Genomic DNA, 6,637 nt, shown 5'->3' on the forward strand with positions numbered 1-6,637 from the left:
GCAAAGGATTATTTCTATCTCCTCAACGTTTAAGGTTTCAAACCCAAAAAAGTGGTCATTTAGCAACGCAGTATCTGCTTCAAAGGGAATCGAAAGTTTACGATTCCTCACCGTCATGTTTGGCTGGAAACATCTACGGTTCAAAAAATCCCATTAAGAGAAAACTGAAAGAAATGTACTGTACTAAAAAAAATTTGGTACAAGTACATTTAGAGCGCGATTTCGAATGCCTCGTTGGGGCAATGAAGAGGAGAAACAGCTTATTGAACAGCTTACAAAGCAGCAGTGCTTCGCATTCATAGGCTAATTATGCTTTGCCTCACTAAAGACGCAGGACAGTATGGAACAGTAGGGATTAGAATAACTGGCGCCAGCTTTATGCCACCACTAGCTCAGAAGTTAGACCAAAAACGAGTGAGCTTTTAGAATGGCTAAGTGAAAACCCCGACGAACATACGCCAATTGAACTCTCCGCAGTTTTTCACCATCGTTTCACTCAGGTTCACCCATTCACGGAAGGTAACGGTAGAACAGCAAGATTACTAATGAATGCAACGTTAATGAGAAATGGATGCCCCTTCATTGCTATCGTACCGATACGAGACCGACCTAAGTATCTAGGGGCACTCACGGAAGCGGATTTGGGAAGCTCATCAACATTCTTGAATTTCATAGCTCGGTGCGTAGAAAAAGTTAGATATGTATCTCAATGCACTAGAGGAACCTGAAACACTCACTCTTGCCGAAGCTTGCAAAATCACGCCATACACTCAAGAATATCTCAGCCTGCTTGCCGGATAAGGGGCCTTAGGTGCACACAAACAAGGTAGAAATTGGGTGGTAACAAAGAGAGAATTAGATAGATACCTAAGATCAGTCGAAGTCAAAACCGCAAACATCATAGGATACGACTTGTTCACACACAATTCAGGCTTTACCCACAAGCCTTCCATTCATCGCCTATTCGCACATATACTACCCACAAGTTCTCGCAGGGAAGTTCAGGCAAACCTTAAGACAAAAATGGGGATTTGCGGGAGACATCCTCAATTTAGTTATATTAGAGTTTTTCGTACAGTGTAAACTTGTAAATTAATGCTATTAGGCTTCAGCGCAAAGGTATCTGTCTTTCTGTGGCTCTAAGGGGCATCCCCCTCCACAAATATGCAACTGGGGGCAGTCTTTGCATTTTGGTTCCGCATATTGTCTGCTTCTAAGTTCTAAGGCGACTGGATGCTTCCAAATTTTCTGCCAGTCATCTCTGAGAATGTTACCTAAGCTCTCAAAATAGCTTTGACATGGATAAACATCGCCATTGGGTGCAATGCACATATTAACTAACGCGGCGGTGCAGGATTTCACCCCTAAACCTAGTTTAACAGGATCGAGGCGACAGTACTGAGTCGGCGTATACCACAGAAATTTCATTCCAATATGACCTGCCTTCTCTCTGATCTTGGGAAGAAGCTCTTTCAACGTTTCAATTGATAAGGCAAATTCGTCGCTCACTTCAACAGCCTTTCCAGAGTATATTAGGCTGTTGCAACCAAAAACTGTGACACCTAGCTTCTTAAGAAAATCTATAGTGTCCAGAAAATCGGCTGCATTGTGTTTGTTGAGCGTGGTGTTTGTTGTAACATAGACTTGCGTATTCACCGCGTTTTTGATTCCGGCAACGGTTTCTTTCCAACTTCCTTTTACGCCAGTGATTTTGTCGTGAACGACAGCTTTGTGCGATTCTAAGGTTATTTGAATGAAGTCTAACCCTGCGTTTTCCAAGGACTCTATGTACTTTTTGTCCTGTAGTCTTCTTCCATTTGTGATGAGCCCAGTCACTATACCTGTTTCTTGGGCATATTTCAACAGTTCAGGCAAGTCTTCTCGTAAAGTTGGCTCTCCACCCGTGAAGGTGGCAATGAATACTCCAATCTGCTCCAACTTTTTGATGACTTCTCTCCATTGTTGGGTGGTAAGCTCAGAAGTTTTATGGGGGCCTCCAGCATAACAGTGGATACAGTTGTTTTGACATTGAAAAGTTAATGCCAAATCCATTCTTAAGGGGGCAGACAGCGGTTGCGTGAAAGGTTCAACCTGCTTTACGTCAAGATATGAAACTGGACAGACTTCTTCAGTTTGGGCAAGGGTGCTAATTGAAAAAATTAGTTTTTTATGTTCTTCACGAGCAGTTTCCGCCTTTACTCGATAAATTTTCCTGATGTTCTTAACAGCTTCTTCCGCCGACATTCCTTGCATCAAAAAATAGGCGTGAGCTGTTGCGGTTTCGTTTAGATAAAGAACGGTGTTGGCGTTGATGACTAATAGTCCTTGACCACTGGGCTCCACTCGAAGCTGTAAGGCCATCTTGGCAAGATCTCCAACTCCTCTGTACGTATAACGACCAATAGGAATCTTGGATTGTTTGAAGGCTTTCCGAAGGAAATTCAAACGTTACGACCTCCTACCCTGCGCCCCCACCGGCACAGGCGCAAGCACATGAAACGCATGCACAGGCACAAGCACAAGCTGCGCAAGCACATACGCAGCTCGAGCTGCGGTGTGCAGGTTTATGTGATGTCCGCGGAGGTGGAGCCGCTGGGATTATTGCATTCGCGAATTTTTCAAGATTAGCCACAATACTGTTAGATGTATTTTCGACTGCTGTAGCGATGTTGTTGGCAAAGTCTGCCCCTGGAATCTTTGGTGGAGGTTTAGCTTCAGTTGGTGCGTCTATGTTAGGTTTATACGTAGGTCGAGGATGATACTGTTGATAGCCATACCAATACCAGAACCAAAAAGGAGCGGGTTCAAAGACTCGATTCTTGAAAGTTGTTTCGGTTTTAGCACGATGTTGTGGGTCGAGGAGCAGCCATAGGAGTTGTTCATCATATGCTTTAGAAGCTAGCTCTGATGTTCCCGCCTGCTCTACTTGTCTCCAAGCTTTTTCAACTATCTTTCTATAGTAGTTGATTGTGTCGCGTCTACAGTAGCCACGAAGTTTCTCTTCAATCGAGCGTTGCAAAAATAAGATTGTCTCAGCCAACAATTCTTCATCTAGCGTGCCGTCTTTTTTTATCGCGTTTAAGAAATCAATTTCGTAGTATCGAAGTTGTACTTCAGCTAACTCGCCTGGTTTCTCACTCTTAAAGGGCTTCATAACTTTTAACATCACTGAAGGTTTAGTGGCTGTGACCCAAACCGCCCTCTTTTTTAGAAGACTATAAAGAATTTCGGTCACTATCATGTTTGGCATTAAATCCAAGAGATAAGAGGCTTCTACGGCTGTGAGGCCGCGTCTTATACCAAGAGCTTCCATACTCATTATAGGTTTAAGATAAGGTTTCTTTCGAAGGGCAACTGCTACGAGCACAACTACTAAGAACAAAACTATTAGAACAGCGATCCATGGGCCATATGTTTGCAAGAAGTCTTTTTGAACTTCATAGTGTTGAACGAACTCTTCAGGGAATGAAACTCCAAAAGTATATTTCTGACTTGGAGCTAGGTTGTGTCTCTCCCAATAAACGGCGAAGTTGCCATCTTCATAATCAGCGTTATCCCATTCTGCGCCCGTTATCGTCTTAAGGTTGCTCTCCGTGACTCCGGAAGGTGTGACAATTCGGACGCGAAGATTATCTATTCTCACAGGAAACCACGTCGGCGTAAATTGCATTCCCACATTGCCAAGATTCTGTGTGTCTTTCCATATCATGTGTCCCACGTTGGTCGTGAGGTTAAACCGAACGCTTTTCCCAGCGTTAAGATCTTCCACATCAACTTGCACCTTGTAGTCGCCTTGATAGCTCGAATCCACAGCGTCTAATTCATTATTGTTCTCGTCAAAAGCTTGGCCGATTTTAAAGTCATAATTGGGTTGGCCGATTTCAATCCAGTGCAGTACTCCTTCATCACAAACGATTGTGACGTCATAGAGAAGGTCTATTGTTCCATCCTCATTTATCCAGATATTAACCCACTCATGCTCCAGATGGTACACGAGATTTTGAGCTTCCACAGTAAGAACTCCCATTGACAAAACAAGAATTAGAATACAAAACATAGGAAGTTGCAACCTTACCATTTTGGTTCCTCAGCCACCTCAACCGTGTTTCCGCAATAGCTGCAAGTCGCATATGGCACACCCTCTACGATTTTTATCTTATCGGGCTGAATTGATGCTCCGCAATTGGGGCACTTGATAGGAACAGCTTTCATCTCCCCCGACAATTCAACTCTTTGAATTATTTCGGAGGGTTTCTTACCAATGATGTATAAAATGGCTATTACTCCAAACCCTGCTATGAACAAAATAGCAGCAACTGCCAACCTCATAGGAGCATACGCGGAAGCCAGGGCAAACACTGTTCCGAAAAAGAAAAGAATAATTACAACAATAGTGCCAAGCAAAGATTTGGAGTCCATAAAAGAAAACCACGCAGTTCTCATAATTCAACTTTATGTATGCATGGCTCAAAATGTTCACTTCTAAAGTAGAGAATATGCTTCACAATCTTTGAATTCAAGCTTGTTCTTTCATAGAGTCCATAAAAAATGGGAGTTATCGGGTGATATCTCTACTGTGAAGATGTTCAAATCTTTCCCAGCTCACCACGTATTCTCTTAGTCGATTTTGCAAAGAATCTTATTGACTTGTCTAGCGAAGAACCTGTCACTTCTTAAGCTGATTGTTTACTCTGTTTTCTTCTTCCATTTCCAGCACTATTGAACCCTTGTAACCACATTCTTCGCATGTATATTGCTCCGGGAGAAGCCAAAGGTCAAACTTACTCGATAAATGTATGTGGGGGTTACCGCATTTTGGACAATATTTTTTTGCGGGTTTTCTGCGTTTCAGACTGTTAAGTATTTCGCGCAAAGTTCGTAGTCGTCCCAAGTTTTGTTCGCCTTGGGCTTATTGAAGTTCTATGTTTTGCTCCGGGAACCCTAGCCGTATGAGGAATGTTTTGACTCTGTCTCGGTGGTCTCCTTGAAGAATTATTTGGTTGTTTTTTGCGGTTCCGCCGCATGCACAGAAGTTTTTAAGTTTCTGTGCGAGTTGACCGAGGTTTTGGTCTTTGTCATTGATGCCCTCGATTATTGTTGCGGGTTTTCCCCATTTGCGGCTTTCTCGGCGTATTTTTACGCGTTGTTGTTCTTTGCTGATTTCTCCGCATACACATATGTCTTTTGGGAGTCCGCATGTTGGACAAATTTCTGCCATGTTGCTCAAGTAGCTAAAGAATGTTGGCGATATTTAAGATTTTCAATGTCAAGACAGAACTCGGCTAGTGCGGGACTGTGGAACCATGTCGGCTGTTAATTCACTCTTCCGAATTCAAAATCCTAATCCTCATTTCACAGGTTTGATCTTCTCTTTTGAAACCAAAGAAATTCTATGCTCTAAAGCAGAGAAGAAGAACAATAGGTGAACTCGGGTGAAGGAACCAAAAAGCTTGATTTATTTTTCTATGGAAATGCAGAGGATGTTGTTTCCTCTAACTAGAACGCTGCCGTAGTTAGCAATTAGTCGATCGCCCTTGCATTCAGTGGCCCCTTCTAGAATTATGTTCATGTGGCCATCGCATTTCGTCATTGTGCCTTTGTATGTGACGCCGTTTTTCAGTGTTATGGTGATGTGGTTGTTTAGTTGTTTTACTAAGACGTTCAAGGGTTTTTTGCTTGGCTCTAAACTGTTCACGTTGACGACTCCTAGTGAATAGGAGACACAACCCTATCATATAAAAGTTTTATGAAGATTTTATTTTGTTGGAAAGTGTGTGCATAACTCTTAGTCCTTCCTAGAGTTTATTTGGCTCCAAATGGGCAGCTAATAGGCTCCAAATATGGGTGAGTTGCTGATTTTTGGGCGTCTACTACCTACGCATTAATGTGTTCGCGCAAGGCTCTTATGTTGGCATGAATTTTTGTTGAGGATTTTCTTTTAGGGTTTGTTGTAGTTGTTTTACGGTCAAGCCTGTAACTGTGTCTCCGTAGATTTCACATCTGACTCGGCGGTCAACATCCTCTGGGCTACGGACTACGATTTCAGCTTGGTTGTTTGATAGCAAGCTCACATAAATATGGAAAGATTGTCTTTTTTTGCCTTTTTTTGTGACTGCTTGAACCTTGGTCTTCGTTATAGTGTAATTGTTTTTCTGGAGTATTGAAATAATTTTTTGCGGATTTTGTGCGTAAGTGTAGATGTCTATGTCGCTGTTGTGGTGGGCTGTTCCTCGCCACACGCTTCCAACTAGAATCGGATTAAAATTTTTGAGAGTTTGCATTATTTGTAGGGCTTCGTGTCTCATTTGGGTAAGTCTTTCTTGCCTTGTTCTTCCTTCTCTTTCTTCTGCGATTCGGTCAAGTTCTATTGCTACTTCAGCGTTGCTGGGAAGAACATGAATACCTAAAGTTTTTGCAGCGCATAGCTTAGCCTGTTTATACTCCTTTTCTTGTCCCGTGTAAAGCAATTCCGCAGTTTCTTGAGTAACCCGTCTCCGTTGACCTGCTCGATAGTTAGGGCTCACTTTAATTCCCATGTTATGAAAAGTTTGCTTATGCTGCTACAGCAGCTGTCTCAGCAGGTTGTAAGGTGAGCTTAGATTTCCTTATACCCACGTGGCGCATGGGTGCAACTTTC

General features: G+C 42.7%; 8 protein-coding genes. 1 reads left to right on the forward strand and 7 read right to left on the reverse strand.

Annotation, left to right across the window (positions count from 1 at the left end; translation table 11 throughout):
• The first annotated feature begins 837 nt into the window (after window positions 1–837).
• Window positions 838–1,083, forward strand: a complete 246-nt coding sequence (locus OEX01_09105; GenBank protein ID MDH5449139.1) for a hypothetical protein — start codon at window positions 838–840, stop codon at window positions 1,081–1,083.
• A gap of 18 nt (window positions 1,084–1,101) precedes the next feature.
• Here the strand turns inward: OEX01_09105 and OEX01_09110 are convergent, their stop codons facing one another.
• From OEX01_09110 to OEX01_09140, 7 genes are all read right to left on the reverse strand, one after another.
• A complete protein-coding gene (locus OEX01_09110; protein MDH5449140.1) occupies window positions 1,102–2,445 on the reverse strand; it encodes a radical SAM protein in 1,344 nt (447 codons plus the stop codon).
• Window positions 2,446–2,458: 13 nt separating this feature from the next.
• Window positions 2,459–4,078 (reverse strand): hypothetical protein, encoded by a 1,620-nt coding sequence (locus OEX01_09115; GenBank protein MDH5449141.1) that lies wholly within the window; start codon window positions 4,076–4,078, stop codon window positions 2,459–2,461.
• On the reverse strand, window positions 4,072–4,419 hold the full coding sequence (locus OEX01_09120; protein ID MDH5449142.1) for a hypothetical protein: 348 nt from the start codon (window positions 4,417–4,419) through the stop codon (window positions 4,072–4,074). Before OEX01_09120 ends, OEX01_09115 begins: the two co-directional genes overlap by 7 nt.
• A 247-nt stretch (window positions 4,420–4,666) precedes the next feature.
• Window positions 4,667–4,891 (reverse strand): hypothetical protein, encoded by a 225-nt coding sequence (locus OEX01_09125; protein ID MDH5449143.1) that lies wholly within the window; start codon window positions 4,889–4,891, stop codon window positions 4,667–4,669.
• 18 nt (window positions 4,892–4,909) lie between these two features.
• Entirely contained in the window at window positions 4,910–5,218 is a 309-nt protein-coding gene (locus tag OEX01_09130) for a translation initiation factor (protein MDH5449144.1), read from the reverse strand.
• A 237-nt stretch (window positions 5,219–5,455) separates the two neighbouring features.
• Window positions 5,456–5,695, reverse strand: coding sequence for a ribonucleoprotein (locus tag OEX01_09135; protein ID MDH5449145.1), 240 nt, complete (start codon window positions 5,693–5,695; stop codon window positions 5,456–5,458).
• 208 nt (window positions 5,696–5,903) lie between these two features.
• Window positions 5,904–6,536, reverse strand: coding sequence for a DUF4269 domain-containing protein (locus OEX01_09140; GenBank protein ID MDH5449146.1), 633 nt, complete (start codon window positions 6,534–6,536; stop codon window positions 5,904–5,906).
• Window positions 6,537–6,637: the final 101 nt, after the last annotated feature.

The sequence above is a fragment of the Candidatus Bathyarchaeota archaeon genome (assembly GCA_029882535.1).
Classification (GTDB): domain Archaea; phylum Thermoproteota; class Bathyarchaeia; order Bathyarchaeales; family SOJC01; genus JAOUKM01.